This window comes from Terrabacter sp. 2YAF2 (assembly GCF_052114705.1).
In the GTDB taxonomy this organism is placed as follows: Bacteria; Actinomycetota; Actinomycetes; order Actinomycetales; family Dermatophilaceae; genus Terrabacter.
Genome location: NZ_JBFRFG010000005.1, coordinates 73,182 through 94,044, shown reverse-complemented (window position 1 = coordinate 94,044; position 20,863 = coordinate 73,182). Strand labels below are relative to the sequence as shown.

14 protein-coding genes are annotated in these 20,863 nt (G+C 70.6%); 4 read left to right on the top strand and 10 right to left on the bottom strand.

Annotated features, from left to right (window positions below; translation table 11 throughout):
- The first annotated feature begins 76 nt into the window (after positions 1 to 76).
- Positions 77 to 409: a cupin domain-containing protein gene (locus tag AB4030_RS07005; RefSeq protein ID WP_442278483.1), complete on the top strand. Its 333-nt coding sequence runs from the start codon at positions 77 to 79 to the stop codon at positions 407 to 409.
- A gap of 22 nt (positions 410 to 431) precedes the next feature.
- Here AB4030_RS07005 and AB4030_RS07000 read toward each other — a convergent pair whose 3' ends face one another.
- The 10 genes from AB4030_RS07000 to AB4030_RS06955 all read right to left on the bottom strand — a co-directional run bounded on the left by AB4030_RS07000 (position 432) and on the right by AB4030_RS06955 (position 12,519).
- Positions 432 to 1,283 carry a carbohydrate ABC transporter permease gene (locus AB4030_RS07000; RefSeq protein ID WP_442278482.1) on the bottom strand — a complete coding sequence of 284 codons (852 nt, stop codon included), beginning with the start codon at positions 1,281 to 1,283 and terminating at the stop codon, positions 432 to 434.
- The gene (locus AB4030_RS06995; protein WP_442278481.1) at positions 1,283 to 2,251 is read right to left on the bottom strand and encodes a carbohydrate ABC transporter permease; all 969 of its coding nucleotides are present in this window, start codon (positions 2,249 to 2,251) and stop codon (positions 1,283 to 1,285) included. The genes AB4030_RS07000 and AB4030_RS06995 overlap by 1 nt, the downstream gene beginning before the upstream one ends.
- A gap of 38 nt (positions 2,252 to 2,289) precedes the next feature.
- Complete coding sequence (locus AB4030_RS06990; RefSeq protein WP_442278480.1) at positions 2,290 to 3,615, bottom strand: ABC transporter substrate-binding protein; 1,326 nt, start codon at positions 3,613 to 3,615, stop codon at positions 2,290 to 2,292.
- Positions 3,616 to 3,848: 233 nt separating this feature from the next.
- On the bottom strand, positions 3,849 to 4,325 hold the full coding sequence (locus AB4030_RS06985) for a hypothetical protein (RefSeq protein ID WP_442278479.1): 477 nt from the start codon (positions 4,323 to 4,325) through the stop codon (positions 3,849 to 3,851).
- A gap of 113 nt (positions 4,326 to 4,438) precedes the next feature.
- Positions 4,439 to 5,731, bottom strand: a complete 1,293-nt coding sequence (locus AB4030_RS06980; RefSeq protein ID WP_442278478.1) for a glucoamylase family protein — start codon at positions 5,729 to 5,731, stop codon at positions 4,439 to 4,441.
- 141 nt (positions 5,732 to 5,872) lie between these two features.
- Positions 5,873 to 6,919, bottom strand: a complete 1,047-nt coding sequence (locus AB4030_RS06975) for a LacI family DNA-binding transcriptional regulator (RefSeq protein WP_442278477.1) — start codon at positions 6,917 to 6,919, stop codon at positions 5,873 to 5,875.
- A 66-nt stretch (positions 6,920 to 6,985) separates the two neighbouring features.
- Positions 6,986 to 8,839 carry an ABC transporter ATP-binding protein gene (locus AB4030_RS06970; protein WP_442278476.1) on the bottom strand — a complete coding sequence of 618 codons (1,854 nt, stop codon included), beginning with the start codon at positions 8,837 to 8,839 and terminating at the stop codon, positions 6,986 to 6,988.
- Positions 8,836 to 9,789 (bottom strand): ABC transporter permease, encoded by a 954-nt coding sequence (locus AB4030_RS06965; RefSeq protein ID WP_442278475.1) that lies wholly within the window; start codon positions 9,787 to 9,789, stop codon positions 8,836 to 8,838. The genes AB4030_RS06970 and AB4030_RS06965 overlap by 4 nt, the downstream gene beginning before the upstream one ends.
- Positions 9,786 to 10,775 carry an ABC transporter permease gene (locus AB4030_RS06960; protein WP_442278474.1) on the bottom strand — a complete coding sequence of 330 codons (990 nt, stop codon included), beginning with the start codon at positions 10,773 to 10,775 and terminating at the stop codon, positions 9,786 to 9,788. Before AB4030_RS06960 ends, AB4030_RS06965 begins: the two co-directional genes overlap by 4 nt.
- A gap of 67 nt (positions 10,776 to 10,842) precedes the next feature.
- Positions 10,843 to 12,519 (bottom strand): ABC transporter substrate-binding protein, encoded by a 1,677-nt coding sequence (locus AB4030_RS06955; RefSeq protein WP_442278473.1) that lies wholly within the window; start codon positions 12,517 to 12,519, stop codon positions 10,843 to 10,845.
- A gap of 178 nt (positions 12,520 to 12,697) precedes the next feature.
- On the opposite strand from AB4030_RS06955, the gene AB4030_RS06950 reads away from it, so the two are divergent.
- From AB4030_RS06950 to AB4030_RS06940, 3 genes are read left to right on the top strand one after another with little or no spacing between them, the layout of a single operon-like run.
- Positions 12,698 to 16,093 carry a GH36-type glycosyl hydrolase domain-containing protein gene (locus tag AB4030_RS06950; RefSeq protein ID WP_442278472.1) on the top strand — a complete coding sequence of 1,132 codons (3,396 nt, stop codon included), beginning with the start codon at positions 12,698 to 12,700 and terminating at the stop codon, positions 16,091 to 16,093.
- 1 nt (position 16,094) lies between these two features.
- The gene (locus AB4030_RS06945; protein ID WP_442278471.1) at positions 16,095 to 18,293 is read left to right on the top strand and encodes a glycoside hydrolase family 3 N-terminal domain-containing protein; all 2,199 of its coding nucleotides are present in this window, start codon (positions 16,095 to 16,097) and stop codon (positions 18,291 to 18,293) included.
- Positions 18,290 to 20,620, top strand: a complete 2,331-nt coding sequence (locus AB4030_RS06940) for a beta-galactosidase (RefSeq protein WP_442278470.1) — start codon at positions 18,290 to 18,292, stop codon at positions 20,618 to 20,620. The genes AB4030_RS06945 and AB4030_RS06940 overlap by 4 nt, the downstream gene beginning before the upstream one ends.
- Positions 20,621 to 20,863 lie beyond the last annotated feature (243 nt).

The window sequence follows — 20,863 nt, the reverse complement described above, 5'->3', positions numbered from 1 at the left end:
GGCATACGCACTCGGTCGTATGCCGTGTGGTCCGGTACCGACGACGCATCGCCGCCCGGGGTGCCATGGTGGGTCCATGGAGAAGTCATCGCTGACCGCCCTCGCCCGCGAGCTGCTCGAGCACGCCACGACGACCTCGAGCGGTCGCGGCGCGGACACGGTCTACGGCGGCCACGAGCACGTGCTGCGCCAGACCGTCATCGCGCTGGCGGCGGGCCGTTCGATGACCGAGCACGAGAACCCCGGCGAGGCCACGGTGCAGGTCTTGCGGGGACGCGTGCGCATGAGCGCCGGAGACGTCGCGTGGGAGGGCGCGCCGGGTGACCTGCTCGTCGTCCCGCAGGCGCGCCACACGCTCGAGGCGCTCGAGGACTCGGCCGTGCTGCTGACCGTCGCCAAGCTGCCCTGAGCCGGCGACCCGGCATACGCCCTCAGTCGCCGGCGATGCCGGTGCGCTCGACGCCCTCGACGATCCAGCGCTGGAGGAAGAGGAACATCAGCAGCAGCGGCACGATCGCGACGAGGGCGGCCATGAAGAGCTGGCTGACCTGCACCGACTGCGCCGTGAGGAACGTCGACAGCGCGATCTGCACCGTCCACGACTCCTGGTCGCGGCCGATGACGAGGGGCCAGAGGAAGGCGTTCCACGAGCCGATGAAGGTGATGGTGCCGATGGCCGCGACGAAGCCGCCTGAGTTGGGCACGACGATGCGCCAGAAGGTGCCCCAGTAGCCGAGGCCGTCGATGAACGCCGCCTCCTCGATCTCCTTGGGGAAGCCGAGGAAGAACTGCCGGAAGAGGAACGTCGCGAGCGCCTGGAAGAGGCCCGGGATGATGAGGCCGCGCAGGGTCGAGATCCAGCCGAGGGTCGAGACGAGGACGAAGCTCGGCACGAAGGTGACCGCCGCCGGGATGAGCAGGGTCGCGGTGATCGTGTAGAACACGGCGTTGGACCAGCGGTAGGGGATGCGGGCCAGGCCGTACCCGGCGAGGCCGGAGATGACGAGGACGCCGACGGTCTGGGTGACCGCGATGAGGCCCGAGTTGAGCAGGCTGCGGGCCATCGGGATGGCCGGGTTGGCGAAGAGGCCGGTCAGGTTCGAGGTCTCCCAGACCGGCGGCAGCCAGTGGAAGTCCGGCGAGCCGAGGTCCTGCTCACGCATGAACGCGCTGCGGATCAGCAGGTAGAAGGGGATGAGGAAGAGCCCGGCCGCGACCACGAGGGCGCTGTAGCGGGCCCATCCCGTGACCCGCGACTGGCGCTTGCTGCGCACGATGGCCATCAGTCGCCCCTGTCGCCGAGTCGGAGGATGCGGCCCTGCACCACCGCGATGATCGCGATGATGAGGGTCAGGATGACGGCACCCGCCGAGCCGTGCCCGAAGTCCTGGCCCGAGCCGAGCGCCGTGTAGTAGAGGTAGACGAGCGGCGGCCGCGCGTACGGCGGGTAGGTGCCGAACGTCGAGAGGATGTTGTAGAACTCGTCGAACGCCTGGAAGGCGTTGATGAGCAGGAGCAGCAGCACCGCGGTCGACGTCGCGCGCAGCTGCGGCAGGGTGATGTGGCGGAAGACCTTCCACCCCTCGGCGCCGTCGATCGCGGCCGCCTCGTAGAGCGTCGGGCTGATCCGCTGGATGCCGGCGAGGAAGAGGATCATGTAGAAGCCGACCTGCAGCCACAGCCGCGCCGTGACGATGACGAGCCAGTACCACGGGGGGTTGGCCAGGCTCAGCCACGGGATCGAGTCGATGCCGAACCAGCCGAGCACCCCGTTGGCCAGGCCGGAGCGGATACCGCTGAAGATCGACATCTTCCAGATCAGCGCGGCCACGACGTAGGAGCACGCGGTCGGCAGGAAGAAGACCGACCGGAAGAACGACTGCATGACCCGGGTGCGGGCGACGAGCAGCGCCGCGCCGAGGGAGATGACGAACGTCGTCGGCACGATGAAGACGGCGAACGCGAGGAACGTGACGAGGCTGCTGCGGAACGCCGGGTCGGCCAGCATGTCGAGGTAGTTGCCGGCGCCGACGAACTTCGTCGGGGTGACCGTGTTGTAGGACTCGAAGAACGACAGGTAGATCGACCACGCGATCGGCACGTAGACGAAGACGATCAGCCCGATGACGAACGGCCCGACGAAGACCCAGAACCACAGGTTGCGGTCCTGGCGCCCGCGCAGGCGCCGACCGAGCGACGGCCTCCCCGCGGTGGGGGGTGGTGTCGCCCGGTCGGTCGCCTTCCGCTGCACGGCCGTGTTGTCGTATGCCGTCGGGTCGGCCTGCGCTGTCAGGCGAGGACCCGCTTCAGCTCGGGCTCGGCCACGGCCTTGACCTTGGCGATCTCGCCGGCGGGGTCGGCGCCCTCCTTGACGATGCGGTTCATCGCGTCGCCGAAAGCCGTGGCGCACTTGGGCGTCCAGAGGATCGGGCTCTGCGCGTGGCCGACGTCGGTCGCGAGCTTGGCGGCCTCGGCGGCCTGCCCGCTCTGGAGGGTCGACGCCTGGCTGATGAGGCTCGTCCGGGACGGGATGTGGAAGCCGTAGCTCGTCGCGAAGTCGAGCTGGTCCTGGGTCTGGTCGACCCACAGCCACTTGGCGAACTTCTTGGCCGCCTCGACGTCCTTGCTCTTGGCGCTGACGCACGAGCCGTAGGCACCGACCGGCACGGAGGCCTTGCCGCTGCCGTCGAGCGCCGGCCACGCCATGACCCCGAAGTCGTCGCCGAGGCCCTTCTTGATGTCGGGGAAGGTCCACAGGCCGGTGAACTGCATCGCCGTCAGGCCGGAGGTCAGGGCCGAGGCGTCGAACCAGTCCTTGGGCGCACCGAGGAGCAGCACCTTGGCGTCCCACATCTCGCGGAGCTTGCCGAGGGCGGTCGCCGCGCGCGGGTCGTCGAACCCGAACTGGTTGTCCTTGGTGAGGTAGTCGAGACCGGCCGACCACAGCATCGGGCCGCCCATGAGGCCGGCGCCGCCGTCGTTGCCGAGGAAGAGGCCCTTGACGTTGCCCTGCGTCAGCTTCTTCGCCGCGGCGATCAGCTCGTCGATGGTCTGGGGCGGCGTGACGCCGGCCTTGTCGAGCATCGACTTGCGGTAGACGAGCAGCTGCATGTCGACGACCTGCGGGATGGCATACGTCTTGCCCTGGTAGGTCATCCGCTCGAGGATGCTCGGGTTGAAGTCGGACTTCGTGTCGGCGAGGAGGTCGGTGAGGTCGACGACCTGGTTGCCCTTGATCATGTCGATCGTCGGGCCGTTGCCGTACTCGAAGACGTCGGGGCCCGCGTCCGTGAGCAGCGAGGCGGCCGTGGACTGGTCGTAGTCGCCGGGCTTCCAGCTGACCTTGACGGTGGCGTCCTTGTAGCCCGCGGCGTACTTCTCGACGGCCTGCTGCGTGCCGGCCTCGCCGTACTGGTGGTACCACTGGTTGATGGTGGCCCCGCTGCCGCCGCCGCTCGCGCCGCCGGTGGCCGCCGGCTGGCGTCCGGTGTTGCTGCCGCACGCGGCGAGCGCACCCGTGACCGCAGCGGCACCGCCGAGCGCGAAGAGCGAGCGCCGCGTGAGGTTGGCCCCGAGGGCCTGGCCGATCTCGCGGCCGATCTGCTTGTCAGACATAGGTTCCCCTGCGTCCTTCCTGCCCGGGTGTGCGGGCACCGTTGACGACGGTGGGCGCTCGGCCAGTCTGCTCGACCCCGCCCACCGTGCGATCGTATGCCCGAGACCTCCGCGTATGCCGGATGGGCCACCCCGTGACGTCAGCGCGGCCCACCCCGATCGAAAGAGCGATCCGTCCGGCCTGCGGGCGGACGGATCGCTCTTTCGATCGAGGGAGGGGTGTCGGCGGGGGCTCAGATGGTGGCGGCGGAGTTGAGGGGGTTGTCGTCCAGCGTCTCGCGCGCGGTCTGGAGCAGCTGCTCGACGAGCACCAGCGTCTGCTCGTCCTCCAGCGTCATGCGCCGCCCGAAGTGGCCGCGCGCCAGGGCGACGCCGACACCGACGCGCAGGAAGCTCGAGCGGACGTCGGTCAGGGTGTCGGGATCCATGCGTTCGAGCAGCCGTGTCACAGAGAGCAGTCCCGACACCACGGGACGACCGTCGAGCTCGAACTCGTCGAAGAGCCAACGTCTCTCGGCTGCCGCGGTGCCGAGCAGGTCCCGGCCGGGACCGGTGCTGCGCAGCGCCGCGTCGGTCACCGCGTCCCAGAAGGCGCCGCGCTCGTCGTCGTCGAAGCGGACCCGACCGACCAGGGCGCTCAGCACCCAGACGGGGCCGAGCCGGAGCGTGAACCACTCCTGCTCCGACCACTGCTCACGCCACTGAGACACGCCCGCCACACCGCCTCTCGCCCGTTCCGGACCCCACCAGCGTACGACCGGCTCGAACGTCCGGGGTGGTGGAGCTTCTCCGGCGCCGGGTGCCGGAGGAGCTCCACGACCTGTCACGACAGCGGCATCTCGCGGGCCGCGACGACCGGGCGCAGCACGGCCTCGACCTCGGGCGTGGCGAACCAGCGGCGGAGGCAGTCGTCGACGAGGACGTTGGCCAGGGAACCGAGCACCATCGACTGGTCGAGGGACAGGTGGCGACCCGCGTGCCGACCCGTCCGGGTGTCGACGGCGTCGATGAAGCCGCCGGGACCGTAGGCGCCGAGGTCGCGCTCGATGCGGACGAGGTTGTCGGTGGCGGCGCCGAGCTCGACCATGAGGGCCATCGCCGATGCGTGCGGGGTGACGACGACCTCGCCGTCGCGTTCGCTCGGGTAGCCGTCGGCCTCCCACGCGATGGGTGGCACGCCGAACACCGAGTAGCCCTCACCGGGACAGGCCGACGGGCTGAACCCCCAGTAGCCGTATCCCTGCTCGTCGAGGGCGTACTCACGCTGGAGGGCCACGGTGCGCGCCTCGTTGACGCCCCAGGTGTCCGGCGCCCACCGCGCCTCGGGCACGAAGATCGTCGGCATCAGGGCCTCGAACATCGAACCGCCGAAGGTCGGCACGACGTCGCGGCCCCGGTAGTGCCGCAGCGGCGCGTCGAGCGCGGCATAGTGCTCGGGCGGGATCTGGCCGTAGGCGATCCCGACGTAGCTCGCGATCCGCGGCTCGGAGTCGAGCAGGTCGTAGTGGTGCTTCGTGTGGAAGACGTCCGCGTGACCGGGGACGAAGGACGCGCGTCGCGTATCCACGCCGGGGTCCTCGACCCAGAAGCCGCCCGTGAGGCGCCCGCCCGGCCCGTCCGGTCCAGCGGCCGCGTCGTGGAAGACCCCGAAGTCCATCCGGTCGAGCACGACGTGGGCCTGCGCCGCGACCCGCGGCTCGGCAGCCGCGGCCACCATGAGCCCGGCCGCGAGCCATCCGTTGTCGACGCTCGAGAGGAACTGCTGGATCTCGTGCCCGCTGTCGGGCATCTGCCGCAGCAGGGCACCCGAACGGTCGTCGTACCAGTTGAAGAACATCCCCGACTCGTCGTGCACCTCCATCCCGGCGAGCGTCGTGAGCAGCCGGGCGAGCCGGTCACGGGCCTCGTCGGCGTCGGCGAGCCCGAGGTCGCGCGCCGCGACGGTGCACCAGAGCAGCCCGCCGATGTTGGTCGGCGAGGTGTAGCCGCTCCGGGTCGCGGGGTCGAGCGAGGCGGCGATGCTGTCGGTCGGCAGACCCGTCTCCGGGTCGGTCATGGCCTCGAAGGAGCGCCAGGTGTCGGCGGCCCAGCGGGTCAGGAGGGTGCGGTCGGGCATACAAAGTCCTTCGGTTTGGGAGGTGTCGGGAACTGCACACTCGACAAGGGGCACGGCCCGAGGGACCGCCACGACACGGCATACGCAAGTGGGTCGAGCGTGGCGAGGCGAGCTCGTGGCGGTCGGTCGGTGCGGGGAGCGTCAGGCGCCGGCGATGGACGTCTGGTCCCAGTCGCAGCCGCACGAGCCGCGCACCACCATGCGGGTCGGGAGGACCTGCGGGTGAACGTCGAACTTCCGGCCGCCGATCCGCTCGTGGAGGCGGATCGCCGCCCACCGGCCGAGCTCGCGCATCGGCTGCTGGACCGTGGTCAGGCCGGGTGCGAGGTAGCGCGAGGTCATGATGTCGTCGAACCCGACGACGGCGACGTCGTCCGGCACCCGACGGCCCTCTCGGGCGAGGAGGACCATGGTGGCCAGGGCGAGCTCGTCGTTGGCGCAGACGAGCCCGTCGACGACCGCGCCGGCGGCTTCGGCCTCGCGCAGCCCCTCCATGACGCGTCGTGCCGAGGTCTCCTCGTACTGGACCGGGATCGGGCCGGCCACCTCCGCGCCACGACTCCTCGTCAGCGCGTGCTGGAAGCCGCGGTAACGCTCCGAGACGTCGTGCGAGGTCTCCGGGTCGCCGACGAAGACGAGCCCGGTGCGGCCGTGCTCGAGCAGGTGCCGGGTCAGCTCGGCCGAGCTGATGAAGTTCTCGACCTGCACCGCGTCGCAGCCCTCGATCGCGTCGCGCGCGACAAGCACCGTCGGGGTGGTCTTGACGATCTGGCGCACCATCGTGTCGCTGATCGTGTCGTTGGCGATGACGATGCCGTCGATGCGCCCCAGCATCTTGCGCACCGAGGCCTCGGCGTCCTTGGACGCGTCGCACACCACCACCACGACGGACTGCCCGCCCCGGGCCGCCGTGGACTCGAAGCCCGACAGCAGCTCGGAGTAGTAGGGCCCCCGCAGGCCCGGCAGCACGAGCCCGTGCGTCTGGTGCGACGGCACGTCGACCGATCGGCCCGCCCGCAGCGGGACGTACTCGAGGTCCTCCACCGCGCGCAGCACCCGCTGCCGGGTCATCGCCGAGGCCGGGGTCGAGCCGCTGAGCACGCGCGAGACCGTGGCGATGGACACGCCGGCGCGCTCGGCCACGGTGTAGATCGTGACCGGTCGCGCGTCGTCGTACTCCGTGGACACCCAGGCTCCCTCTTCCGGGTCCACTGTGCACGGGCGAGCCGTCCTTCACAACTCCAGCCACGTGCCTCAGAACGGATTGGGGATCGCGTCGAGAAGCGTCCGGGTGTAGTCGTCCTTCGGGTCACGGATGACCTCCAGCGTCGGGCCCTTCTCGACGACCTTGCCGCCGTTGAGCACGATGACCTCGTCGGAGAGCATGCGGGCGCTGAGCAGGTCGTGGGTGATGTAGAGGATGCCGACGTTGTTCTGCTTGACGAGGTCGTTGAGCAGCTCGAGCACCTCGGCCCGGATCGACACGTCCAGGCTCGAGATGGGCTCGTCGGCGACGATGATGTCGGGCTCCACGGCGAGCGCCTTGGCGATGATGACGCGCTGGCGCTGGCCCCCGGACAGCTCGTAGCCGTAGCGGTTGATGAACCGGTCGGCCGGGGTGAGCGCCACCCGCTCGAGCAGCTCCTTGACCCGCTCGCGCAGCTCCTCGCCCTTGAGTCCCTGGTAGTTCACGAGCGGGCGCGACAGCACGTAGCCGAGTCGCTTGGCCGGGTTGATCGAGCTGTAGGGGTCCTGGAACACCATCTGGACGTCGCTGCGATACTGCCGCAGGGCGCGACCCCGGAAACCCGAGACCTGACGGTCACCGTCCGGTCCGTGGAAGACGATCCGGCCCTCCGTGGGCTTCTCGACACCCGTGATCATCCGCGCGATGGTCGACTTGCCGCTGCCGCTCTGGCCGACGAGCGCGGTCACCTCGCCGCGGCGCAGCTCGAAGCTGACGTCGCTGACGGCCTCGGTCCGGGTGACGGTGAGCCCGCGACGACGCTCGAACACCTTCGTGACGCCCTGCACCGACAGCACGACGTCGTTGGTCAGCGCGCTGCGTGACTCGTCGGCCGTCTTGACGAACTGAGGGCCCTCGAAGCCGCGCTTGACCTCGCCGAACCTGATGGCGCCCCCGTCCTCGCGCTGGAGGACGGCGACGTGGCAGGCCGCGCGCCCGCCCCGCAGCGGCACGAGAGCCGGCTCCTTCTCGACACAGAGCTCGATGCGCTCGGGGCAGCGCGGCGCGAAGCTGCAGCCGACGATGTCGCGGCTGAGGTCCGGCGGCCGTCCCGGCACGTAGGTGATCTTCACGGTCTCCTGCCGCGGATCGCCGTACGAGCCGAGCAGACCCTTCGTGTAGGGGTGCAGCGGCTCGCGCACGAGCGCCCCCGCGCTCTGGTCCTCGACGATGCGGCCGGCATACATCACGAGGATGCGGTCGGAGAGGTCGAGCACGGTGCCGATGTCGTGACTGATGAAGAGCACGGCGAAGCCCTGCTCGGCCTGGAGCCGCCGCACGTTCTCGAGGATCGAGTGCTGGACGACGACGTCCAGCCCCGTCGTGGGCTCGTCGAGCAGGATGAACTTCGGCTCGAGAGCGAGGGCGAGGGCGAGGTTGACGCGCTGGCGCATCCCACCGGAGAGCTCGTGCGGGAAGGCGGTCATGAACTTCGGGTCGATGATGACCATGTCGAAGAGCTCGCGGATGCGCCGGGTGACCGCCTCGCCCCGCAGCTTCGAGTGCTGCTCGATGGCGTCCCGGAACTGGCCTTCGACCCGGACGACGGGGTTGAGCGAGTTCATGCTGCTCTGGAAGACCGTCGAGATGTCGCGCCAGCGCAGGGCGCGCAGGTCGTCCTCCGCCAGGTGCGTGATGTCGGTGCCGTCGAAGGTGATCGAGCCGCCGCTGATGCGGCCCGGCCGCTGCAGCAGCCGCAGCAGCGCGACGCCGAGCGTCGTCTTGCCCGAGCCGGACTCGCCGATGAGACCGACGAACTCGCCGGGCTCGATGCCGAAGCTGACCTCCTGCACGGCGTCGAGAGGGCGGCTCGCCTTGGGTTCGTACCGGACGCTGAGGTCGCGGACGTCGAGGAGTGTCATGCGTCCTCCCTGAGGTGGGGGTTGCTGAGCAGGTCGACGCCGAAGTTGATGAACGTCATCGCGGTCATGAGGATCGCGAGCACGAGACCCGGCACGAAGACCCACAGCCACAGGCCCTGGGCGATCGCCCCCTGCGCGTTGGACTGGTAGAGCATCGTGCCCCACGACACGCTCTGGCTGTCGCCGAGACCGAGCGCCGCGAGACCGGCCTCGGCGCCGATCGCGCCGGTGGCCGCGCCGACGAAGCTCGCCGCGACGAGCGAGGTCATGTTGGGCATGATCTCGCGGAAGACGATGCGCCACGTCCCCTCACCGGAGAACTTCGCCGCGGTGACGAAGTCGCGGTTGCGCAGCGTGATGATCTGCGCCCGCTTGGCCCGGGCCGCGCCGGCCCACGACGTGATCGAGATGACGCCGACGATGAGCCAGATGCCGCGCACCTCGGAGTAGGCGACGAGCGTGATGATGAGCGGGAGCGCCGGGATGACGAGGGCGACGTTCGTGATGAACGACAGCACGTCGTCGAGCAGGGTGCCCTCCGCGTAGCCGGAGATCATGCCGATGACGAGGGCGATCGCCGTCGCGATGAAACCCGCGAACAGGCCCACCAGCAAAGAGATCCGGGTGCCGTAGATGAGCTGGGAGGCGATGTCCTGACCGCTCGTCGTCGTGCCGAGCCAGTTGGTCGCGCTCGGGCCGGCCAGCGGGGTGAACGAGCTGTCGAGGGGGTCGTGGGGCGCGATGAGCGGCGCGAAGATCCCGACGAGCACGTAGACCGCGAGGATGACGACGCCGACACGGGCCTTCTTGCTGCTCCAGATCACCTGCCACCACTGCTCGGGACGCCCGGCGTCGCTGACCTGCTCGACCGCGAGGGTGGCGAGGGCCTGGTCCGGCTGGCCCTCGGCCACGAAGTCCCCGGTCGGTGTGGGGATGGGGGTGGTGCTCATCCTTCGGCCCTCCTCGCTCGTGGGTCGAGCACGCCGTACAGCAGGTCTGCGGCCAGGTTGGCCACGAGCACGCCCGTGGTCGTCAGCAGCATGAGCGTCTGCAGCAGCGGGTAGTCCTTGTTGGCGACGGCCTCGCCCATGAGCCGGCCGAGGCCGGGGTAGTCGAAGACGGTCTCGACGAGGATCGCCCCGCCGAGCACCCCACCGAGCGCCAGGGCGAAGCCGGTCACGCTGGGCAGCATGGCGTTCCGCGCTGCGTACTTGAGCGCGACGTGGCGGTCGGGCAGGCCCTTGGCCTTGGCCAGCCGGATGTAGTCCTCGCCGAGGTTCATGATCATCGTGTTGCGCATGCCGAGGATCCAGCCGATCGGGGTGACGATGAGCAGCGCCACCGCCGGCAGGAACGAGTGGGAGACCGCCTCCTGGATGAAGGGGAAGTTGAAGCCCGGGGTGGACTCCTCGTAGCCGCCCGACGTGGGGAACCAGCCGAGGCTGTAGCCGAAGACGTAGAGCAGGAGCAGACCGATCCAGAACGGCTGGAGCGTGCCGAGGAACGTCGACCCGAGCGTCGTGACGGAGTCGAAGCGGGTGTTGCGTCGCCACGCGGCATACGCACCGAGCACCACGCCACCGGCGAAGGAGAGCACCTGGGTGATGGTGACGAGGATGATCGTCCACCAGAACGCCTGGCCGATCACGTCGGTGACCTTGTAGGGGTAGTACGTGTAGGACAGCCCGAAGTTGCCGTGGGCCAGGTCACCGAGGTAGTTCACGTACTGGCTCAGCAGCGAGCCGTCGGGCGTGCCCAGCATGGCCCGCATCGCCTTGACCTGCGCCGGGTCGAGTGCCGCGTCCTTGCCGGCCAGGCGCTTGACCATGATCTCGGCGGGGTCGCCCGGCTGCAGGCGTGGGATGAGGAAGTTCAGCGTGACGACCGCCCAGAGCGTGGCGAGGAAGAAGCCGAACTTGCGCGCGAAGTACTTCATGCGGGTCTCCTCCCCGCCGGGGCCGGGGCGGCTGCTGGTGCAGCCACCCCGGCACGCGTGCAGGGGGTCACTTCGGCGCAGTGAGGTGCGTCAGCACGAGGAGCTTGTCGTCCTGCGGGTTGGCGTACGGGTCCTGCTCGCTCGGCCAGCCGACCGCCTTGTCGGAGCGGTAGATGATGCGGGCCGGAGCGTAGAGGAGCGCGGTGACCGGGTACTTCGTCATCATCGTCTCGACGAGGGGCGCGAGGTCGGCCTTCTGGCTCTCCTTGTCGGTGTCGGACGCCAGCTTGGCGACGGCCGCATCGACGGCGGGGTCCTTGAAGCGCTCGACGTTCGGGAAGATGTCGGTCTTCGTCGGGATCTGCGTGCTCGAGAGCTTCGCGCCGATGTTCTTGGAGAGCTCGCAGCCGCCGTGCAGGTACTCGAGCATCAGCTGGAAGTCGCCGGACTTCTTCTGGCCGTCGACCGAGTCGGGCGCCGAGGCGGTGACCTTGGCGGTGACCCCGGCGTCGTTGAGGCCCTTGACGACCACGTCGGCGATGGCCTGGTAGTCGATGAAGCCGGCCTGCACCGAGAAGTTCACGGCGAGCGGGGAGCCGTCGGGCATGGTCCGCTTGCCGTCGGCGCCCTTCTTGTAGCCGGCCGCGTCGAGCAGCGAGTTGGCCTTGCCGAGGTCGAACGGCATGACCGTGTCCTCGCCCCCGTAGTTGGCCGGGAGGAGCGACGCCATCGACGGCAGCTTGAGCCCCGTCTGGCTCGCCGGCTTCATGACGCCGTAGGTCGCCTTGACCGACATGTCCTGCTTGTTCATCGCGTAGGAGATCGCCTCGCGGAACTTCACGTCGTTGAACGGCGGCTTCTCGTCGTTGCCGGTGAGGACCGTCATGCCGTTGGGCGCGTAGTAGAAGTGGTTGTTCTTCGGGTCGGCGTCGACGAAGGTCTTCTTCGGGTTGGGGATCTCGCCCCAGTAGGCGTCGAGCTGCCCGGAGCGCAGCTTGAGCGCGGCCTGGGCCGCGTCGTACTGCCCCTCGAGGACGATCTTCTTGACCTTGACCTTGTCGGCCTGCCAGTAGTCGGGACGACGCTCGAGCACGAGCTGGCGTCCGTTGTAGCTGGCGACCTTGAAGGGCCCGGTCGAGACGGGCGTCTTGTCGACGAACTTCGTCGGGTCCCCGACCTTGGAGTAGACGTGCTCGGGCAGCATCTTCGTACCGATGATGCCGTCGTACTTCGCGGCCGCGTTGCCGGTGAACTCGAAGACGACCTGGTCACCGACGGCCGTCACGGACTTGGCCGGTGCACCGAAGCTGTCGGTCCAGACGCCGGCCTTGTCGAAGGCGGGGTACTGCTTCATCAGGTTGAAGGTGAAGGCGACGTCCTTGGCCGTGAAGGCCTGTCCGTCGCTCCACTTGACGCCCTGGCGGATGTCGAGCGTGAGCTTGGTGCCGCCCTCCCACGTCGACTTCGTGGCGAGCCACGGCGTCTCCTCGCAGGTGAGGTTGTTGCGCACGATGAGCGGCTCGTAGAGCCAGGTTCCCGTGAGCGGCTTGGGCGAGTTGGGGTTGTAGTTGACGAGTCCGCCGACGGCCGCGTCGGCCTCGGAGGGGAACGTCAACTGGTCGATCATGCCGCCGCTGCTGCCCTGGCCCTGCTTCTGGGCCGCGCCGCCGGCGCAGCCCGTCAGGGCGAGGGCGGCGGTCAGGCCGGTCACGATCAACAGGGGTTTGGTACGAGCCAGCGTCATTGCAGACCTCCGTGTGGGGCGGGATTGCCGTCAGATTAGGTGCACTCCGACGACGACTGTCAACGCTCTGGAGGCATGTAACTACTTTCATGGCTTCACTCGTGCGCAGCGTGACTTTCATTTGTTTTCAAGGGGATTCACTCTGGAGTGAAAACAGGCCCGCTGATAGGAAAGAACAGTGCTCGACGACAACGCTGTCCTGACCGCTCCGACGGTCCACTCCCTCGAGGGCTGCTCCACGCTCTTCGCCGAGGTCCTCGACAACGGTGCGCTGCGCCGACTCGAGGCCTTCGGCACGAGCCTGCTGCTGCACCCCGCGACCGTCGCAGAGGCGGGTCTGACGAACGTGCACCTGCGCGTGCACCGGCCGGACGGCATACGTCGTCGGGCCCTGCTCGGGCCGGGCAGCGGCTCCGTCGTCACGCCGGGCGAGGGCGCGGTCACTGTCACCGGGCACCACGAGGGCATCGACTACCGCCTCGTCCTGCGCCTCGGCGACGAGCACGCGAGCTGGCACTGGGACCTCGAGCTGACGAACACGTCGGACGAGCCGGTCACCGCGGACGTCGTGCTCACCCACGACCCCGCCCTCGCGCCGCTGGGCGCCGTGCGCACCAACGAGTACTACGTGAGCCAGTACCTCGACATCTCGCCGGTCACGACGACCAGCCACGGCACCGCGGTCGCCGTCCGGCAGAACATGCCCGGCCAGCGCGTGTCCTGGCTCATGGTCGGCACGACCGGCACCGGCACCGGCTGGGCGACCGACGCGCTCCAGCTCGTCGAGCGCACAGGGCGCGGCGTGCGCTGGCCCGGGCTCGACGCAGCCGACCTGCCGTGCGCGCGCCTCCAGCACGAGCACTCGCTCATCGCGCTGCAGGACGCCCCGGCCGAGATCGCGCCGGCCGACACCCGCCGCACCGGCTTCTGGGGCATCGCCCTCGAGGACCACCCCGAGGCGACGTCCGACGCCGACGCGCGCTGGGCCGACGTCGCGGTGGCGAGCAGCGCCCGTGAGACCCCCCGAACCGACCACAGTGCGGCCGACCCCACCTCGGCCACGCTGTGGTCGTCCAGCCCCGCCTTCCCCTCGCGGGCGCTCGACCGCGCCGAGCTCGACGACGCGGGCCTGCTCGACGGCCGCACCGACGTCGAGACGGCCGACGACGGCACCGAGCTCGCCTGGACCGTCCGCGGCGGCCAGCTCGTGACGCCCGCCAAGGAGCTCGCGGTCCTGCGCCCGCACGGTCACCTGCTCCGCACCGGCGACGCCTTCACCCCCGACTCCCGTTCGCTCGCCTCGACGGTCTGGATGGCGGGCACCTTCCACTCGCAGATCACCCGCGGCCACGTCGGTCGCAACCCCGTGGTCACGGGCCGCCGCACCTACCTCGGCCTCCAGCGCGCCCACGGCGTCAGGCTTTTCGTCGAGGACGCCGACGGTTCGTGGTCGCTCCTCGAGACCCCGAGCGCGTGGTTCACGGCGCTCGACCACTGCACGTGGTGGTATGCCGGCACCTCGGGTCCCGTGCTCACCGTGACCTCGGGTGCCCCGGCCGACAAGCACGCCCTGGGCCTGTCGGTCGCCCAGCACGGCGCGGCGCCTCGTCGGGTGCTCCTCGCGCTGCAGGTCGCCGACGACCTCACCGATGCGCCGACCGTGTCCACCGCGGGCGACCACCTCGACGTCACGACGGCGCACGACCCCCGCCCGTGGCGCGTCTCATGGACCGGCCTCGGCAGCGCCGAGGTCGGCGACGCCCGCCTCCAGGCCGACGGCGTCAGCCGCGGGCCGGGGTGGGTCACCGTCCTGTTCGACCCGAGCGACCGTGTCGAGGTCGTCGTCGCCTCCGCTCCCGACGCCGGTGACGCGCCCGACGGAGAGGTGGTCCCCGACGGGGAGCGCCTCGGAAAGTCGTTCTGGGACAAGGCTGGTCACGCCGTCAGCCTCGACGGTTCCGCGCTCGGCGTCGCCGGGTCCGAGGCCGCGAACCTCTCCGCCGCCCTGCCGTGGTTCACCCACAACGCGTTCGTGCACTACCTCTCGCCGCGGGGGCTCGAGCAGTTCTCCGGTGGCGCCTGGGGAACGCGAGACGTGTGCCAGGGGCCGGTCGGCCTGCTCACGGCGCTCGGCCGACAGGAAGCCGTGCGCGACGTGCTCCTCCGCGTCTTCCGGGCCCAGAACGCCCGCGGTGACTGGCCGCAGGCGTTCGAGTTCCTCCCGCCCCTGCCCGAGACGGGGCAGCAGGACTCGCACGGCGACGTCGTCTTCTGGCCCGTCCTCGCCGCCGGCGACTACCTGCGCACGACCGGCGACGCGAGCCTGCTCGACGAGGTGGTGGCCTTCGTCGGCGACGACGCCCTCGGCGAGCCGGCCACGGTGGCCGAGCACCTCCGGCGTGCGGTCGACCGCATCACGGAGAGCACGGTCCCCGGCAGCCCGCTGCCGGCATACGGCCACGGCGACTGGAACGACTCGCTCCAGCCGGCCGACCCGCACCTGGCCGCCCACCTCGTCTCGACGTGGACGGCGGTGCTCCAGACGCAGTCGCTGCGCACCCTCGCCGAGGGTCTCCACGCGGTCGGCACGCCCGGTGACACCGCCACCCTCAGCGCCGACGCCGACGAGCTCGCCGAGCGCACCCACGACGCGCTGTTCGACCAGCTCGCTGCCGACCCGGTGCTGCCGGGCTACCTGCTGCACCACGACGACGGGCGCTTCGAGCCGCTCGTGCACCCGAGCGACGAGCGCACCGGGCTGCACTACGGCGTGCTGCCGTGGATCCACGCGATCGGCGCCGACCTCATGACGCCCGAGCAGGCGCGGCACCACCTCGACCTCATCGAGGAGCACCTGCTCGGCCCCGACGGCGCGCGCCTCTTCGACCGCCCGGTCAGCTACGTCGGTGGCCCCATGACGGTCTTCCAGCGCGCCGAGGCGAGCACCTTCTGGGGCCGCGAGATCGGCCTGATGTACATGCACGCGCACCTGCGCTACGCCGAGGCGCTGGCCCGCGTCGGGGAGGGCGCGGCCCTGCTCACCGCCCTCGCCAAGGCGAGCCCCGTCGGGCTGGACTCGCTGGTGCCGCAGGCACGCCCGCGTCAGACGACCTGCTACTACTCGTCGTGCGACGGCGCCTTCACCGACCGCTACGACGCCTCGGAACGGTATGCCGCACTGCTCGCGGGCGAGGTGCCCCTCGAGGGTGGCTGGCGCATCTACTCCTCCGGACCCGGACTCGTGCTTCGGCTCGTCACGGAGGTGCTCCTCGGCATCCGTCAGCGCGGCGACGAGGTCGAGGTCGACCCGGTGCTTCCTCCCGCGGAGGACGGCGCCAGCGAGCTCACCGCGCGGCTCCCGCTCAAGGGCCGAGACCTGACGATCCGCTACGTCGTCGGACCCGAGGGCCACGGCGTGCGCCGGGTCACCGTGGGCGGGCGCGAGCTCGAGCTGCGACCCCTCACCAACCCCTACCGCCGGGCAGGCGTGGCCGTCCGGGCCGCCGACCTGCTCGCCCCCACCACCGAGCCCGCCACCGAGACCGCCACCGAGATCATCGTGGAGACCCACTGACATGACAGACATCACCGCCACGCCGCCCACCCACGAGCGGCCGTGGCTCGATGCCGCGCTGCCCGTCGAGGAGCGCATCGACCTCCTCCTGGCCGAGATGACCCTGGCCGAGAAGGTGGGCCAGACCCACCAGGTCGCCAACATCGACCCGGATGCTGACGCCGACGAGATCGCGGCCGGCCGGATCGGCTCGAGCCTCTACGCCTCCGGTGCCACCGCAGGCAACGAGCGCGACGAGGGCATCCTGGTCGGCAACATCGACGCCGCCCAGCGCCACGCCGTCGAGGGCAGCCGCCTCGGCATCCCGCTCCTCTTCGGGCGCGACGTCATCCACGGCCACCGCACCGTGGCCCCGATCCCACTCGGCATCGCCGCCTCCTTCGACGCCGACCTCGCCGAGGAGATCGGCACCATCGCGGCCCGCGAGGCCGTGGTCGACGGGGTCGCGTGGACGTTCGCCCCGATGGTCGACCTCTCCGAGGAGCCGCGCTGGGGCCGCGTCGCCGAGTCGCTCGGTGAGACGCCGGTCCTCTCGGGCCGTTTGGCGGCCGGTCTCGTCCGCGGCTTCCAGGGCGACGACGTCAGCGACCCCGACCGCCTCGCCGCGTGCGCCAAGCACTTCGCCGGCTACGGCCTCGCCGCGGGCGGCCGCGACTACGACACCGTGAGCGTCGGCGAGAACACCCTGCGCAACCTGCACCTGCGGCCCTTCAAGGCCGCCGTCGACGCCGGGGTCACGACCGTCATGGCCGCCTTCAACGACGTCGACGGCATCCCGATGCACGCCCACGAGCACCTCATCCGCGGAGTCCTCAAGGGCGAGTGGGGCTTTGACGGCATGGTCGTCGCCGACTGGAACGGCGTCGGCCAGCTCGTCAACGCCGGCGTCGCGGCCGACCTGCGCGAGGCAGCGGCGCAGGCCATCCGGGCCGGCGTCGACCTCGACATGTGCTCGGGCGCCTACCTCGCCCACCTCGAGGAGCTCGTCGAGTCTGCCGACGTCGACCTCGCGCTCGTCGACGACGCGGTGCGCCGCGTGCTCCGGCTGAAGTTCCGCCTCGGGCTCTTCGAGCGTCCGTATGCCGCCCGCCCGGGCGCGTCGAACGCCCCGACCCCCGAGACCCGCGAGGTCGCCCTCCGGGCCGGCCAGGCCGCGCACGTGCTCGTCAAGAACGACGGCGTCCTGCCGCTCGACGCATCGGCGGACGCGACCGGCTCGGTCCTGCTGAGCGGCGCGTTCGTCGACGACGGCGACGCCCTGCTCGGCACGTGGGTGCTCGACGGCCGGGGCGAGGAGGTCGTCACCCCAGGCCCCGCCCTGCGCGAGCGCCTCGGCGACCGGGTCACCGTCGCCGACGGCCGCTTCTCCGACGTGACGCTCATGCAGGCGCGCGCCGCCGAGACGACCGTCCTGCTCCTCGGCGAGCACCGCTCCCGCTCCGGCGAGGCGCAGTCGGTGGTCGACATCGGCCTGCCCCCGGGCCAGCTCGAGGTCCTCCGTGCCGTCGCCGCCCTCGGCAAGCCGCTCGTGGCCGTCGTCTACACGGGGCGCCCGCTCGACCTATCGGAGGTCCTCGACCTCGCCGACGCCGTGCTCGTCGTGTGGCACCCCGGCACCGAGGCCGGCAACGCCCTCGCCTCTGTGCTCCTCGGTGAGGTGGAGCCGCACGGCCGCCTGCCGATGACCTTCCCGCTCTCGACCGGGCACATCCCGACGAGCACGCACCAGCGGCCGACGGGCCGGCTCATCCGCGCCGACGTCGACCACGAGGAGGGCCGCTACATCGACGCCCTCACCTACCCGCGGCTGCCCTTCGGGTTCGGCCTCTCGTACACGACGGTCGAGTACTCCGCGCCCACCGTGTCGACCGAGACGCTGCCCACGGACGGTTGGGTGACCCTGTCGGTGACCGTCACGAACACCGGCGCGCGGGTCTGCCGCGAGGTCGTCCAGCTCTACTTCCGCGACCCCGTCGCGCAGGTGACCCGACCGCTCGTCGAGCTCACCGACTGGGCGCTCGTCGACCTCGAACCCGGTCAGGCGCGCGAGGTCACCTTCGAGGTGGCAGCCGAGCAGACGGCATACGCAGGCCGTGACCTCACCACCCGCGTCGACGAGGGCGAGATCGTCCTGCTGACCGGCCCCGACTCCGCCCGCCTCCAGCCCGTGTCCGTCACGGTGACGAAGAAGGACTCATGATCGAGATCAGCCAGCGCCAGATCCGCATCGACGGCGAGCCGCGCATCGTCATGGCGGGGGAGGTGCACTACTTCCGCGTCGCGCGGGCCGAGTGGGGGCAGCGCCTCGACCTGCTGCTCGAGGCCGGCTGCGACACCGTCGCGACCTACATCCCGTGGATCTTCCATGAGCTGCCCGACGGCACCATCGACGTCACCGGCGAGACGCGGCCCGAGCGTGACATCGGCGCGTTCCTCGACCTCGCCGCCGCGAAGGGGCTGCGCGTCCTGGCCCGCCCGGGGCCGTTCATCATGGCCGAGCTGAAGAACGAGGGCATCCCGTTCCGCGTCTACCGCGACCACCCGGAGATCGTGCCGCTCGGCTGGGACGGCGTGCCGGTCACCTCGCGGACCGTGGACTACCTTGCGCCCGAGTTCCTTTCGGAGAGCGGTCGCTGGTTCGACGCGATCATGCCGGTGCTCGCGCCGCGGCTGCAGCCGGCCGGCGGGCCGATCGTCGGCGTCCAGCTCGACAACGAGATCGGCATGCTCGCCTGGGTGACGAACTCGCCCGACCTCACCGACGGGCTCGTCGCGTCGTTCGGTGACTTCGTGCGCGAGCGGCACGGTGACGCGGGGCCGTATGCCGTGTCGCCGGGTGAGGACGGCTGGGCGGAGGCCGTGCGGTCCCCCAAGGAGGAGTGGGCGGGCGTGCTGCGCCTCGACCTCGGGCTGTTCATGCGGCAGCGCTTCGCCTCGTATGTGGCGGCGCTGCGCGGGATGTGCGAGGAGCGTGGCGTCGCGGGCGTGCCGTTCTTCATCAACATCCACGGCACCGAGGGCGGCAACGGCGCGCCCTTCCCGATCGGCATCAGCCAGCTCGTCGACACGTATGCCGGCATCCCGGGGATGGTCTCGGGGTCGGACCACTACCTCGGCGAGGCGACGCTCAACACGATGACCGACCTCTACGTCATGAACGCCTTCATGGCGGCGGTGCACGACTCGGACCAGCCGCTGACGTCCCTGGAGTTCGAGGCGGGTTCCGGCGACTACGGCGCGGGGGCGGAGATGCAGTACGACCCGTCGACGGCCGACCTCAAGACCCGTCTGTGCCTCGCCCAGGGCAACCGGCTCATCAACTACTACCTCTTCGCCGGCGGCATCAACCCGCCACTCGACGAGCGCATCGACGACGGCAACGACCGGGTCAGCTTCACCGGCGAGCGGCACGGCACCGCCGCTCCGGTCGGCCCGGAGGGGCAGCGCGGCTACGCCTACGAGGCGACCGCGCGGGGCGTGCGTGCCGTCAAGGCCAACGAGCCGTGGCTCGCCCGGATGGACGAGGAGCACGACGACGTCACGCTCGGGCTCGTGCTGGACGCGTACATGACGGAGTACCACCACCCCGGGTCGTCGGTGATGACGGACGTCGTCAACGACCTCACCGCGCACCGCGGCGCGGGTGAGCGCAAGGCGCTGGCCCGTTCGCTGCTGCTCGGCGGCTTCCGCTTCGGGGCGACGCACCTGGAACGACGGGACCCTGCGCCTGGGTCGACCGTGCTGCTCGGGACGGGGCTTCATCTATCGCGCGTCGTGCAGGAGCGGCTCGTCGGGCACGTCACCACCGGCGGGAACGTGATCCTCCTGGGGCGCGTGCCGGAGCGCGACCTCGACGGGTCGCCGTGCACGGTGCTGGCCGACGCCCTTGGGATCCGCGGCGGCGAGGTCCTGCGCGACACCGGGCACTACTTCCCGTCGCTCGTCGCGCAGGGTTGGGCGCAGCCTTGGCCGGAGATGCGCGCCGGCTGGCTGCAGCGGCTCGAGCACGAGCGCGGCGACGTCGTGCTGACCGACCTCTACGGAGCCGTCTGCGGCGTCGACGTTCCGCTCGGCGAGGGCCGGGCGATCGTCCTGGCCGCGCAGGTCCCCTCGGACCCGGCGCTCTGCGACCGCGCCCTGTCGAGCCTCGGCGTCACACCGGGCCTGCGGCTGGAGACGCAGTGGCCGGGCGTCTTCGCCACGACGACGAGCACCGACGACGGCCAGCGGGCGCTGCACGTCATCAACATCTCCGGGTCGCCGGCGACAGTGACGGTCGCCCTCGACGGCACCCCGATCTCCACTGGCACCACGGTGCACCTGCCGGCACGGTCAGGACACATCCTGCCGTTGGGCCTCGATGTGGCCGGCCGCCGGATCGACTGGGCCTCGGCCGAGATCGCGGGAATCGATGATGACGGCACGATCCACTTCCGCCCCGGCCTCGACGAAGACGGCGGCACGACGATCGTCGTCGACGGCCTCCCCGTCGAGCTGGCCTCAGGGGAGCACACGCTCCGTCCCTGACGTGGAGGGCAAGGAACGGCCGGGGCGCGACGACAGTCGCACCCCGGCCGTTCTCTATCCCTCAAGAGCCTGCGAGTAGGTAGCCCATCCCGCCCAGAATGAGGCATCGCGAGATCGGCGGATTCGCGTGCGTCGACTGTACGAGCTGGCGCGCGGGAATTCATCCGAGCACTGCGGAGCAGCGTCGCAGTTCGAAGGGGCTCCTCAAGTACGTCGGCAGCGCGGATATCGCAGCCGAGCTCG